The sequence below is a fragment of the Salinimicrobium oceani genome (assembly GCF_012037645.1).
Genome location: NZ_JAAVJR010000374.1, coordinates 1 through 526 on the forward strand (window position 1 = coordinate 1; position 526 = coordinate 526).

At 38.6% G+C, this 526-nt stretch carries 1 pseudogene; it reads left to right on the plus strand.

Annotated features, from left to right (window positions below):
• Window positions 1–330: 330 nt before the first annotated feature.
• Window positions 331–526: pseudogene (locus tag HC175_RS17250) on the plus strand (pyrroline-5-carboxylate reductase); the annotation flags it as partial.

Below are 526 nucleotides of genomic sequence, written 5' to 3' on the forward strand. Positions count from 1 at the left end.
TAACATTTCCCGCCAGAAGTAAACAGAGAGACAAAATTCCTGAAAGTTTTTTCATTAGAAGTTGAGTTTTAGATGAGGTTTGCTTCAAATATATCAAAACCAACTCAGATTTAAGAAGTAAGAAGTACGCCGAAAGTTTCAGGGACTTCTGAAAACCTGACGGAATTTCAGGAAAATGACCATTTGTCGGAATCTATTATTCTTCCAGATTTCTTTAAAACCCTGTGAAATGGCAGGTTACCGGGAATTCTTCCGAAGAAACAGAGAAAACCTTCAAAAACGCAAGGTCCTGTACAGTCTTTGTACACATTAGCACAAAATATTGAAGTAATGAAAGTTTTAGTTATTGGAGCAGGAAACATGGGCCTTACCTATGCAGAAGGTATGGCCAGATCAACCTTTTTAAGTCGCCGCAAGCTTTTGGTTTTCGATGTGTCTCCAGATAAGATCATCCAGCTAAAAGAAATGGAGATGTTTGACGTCTATGAAAAACTTGAAGATGCACTACCCGGAGCCGATGTGATCT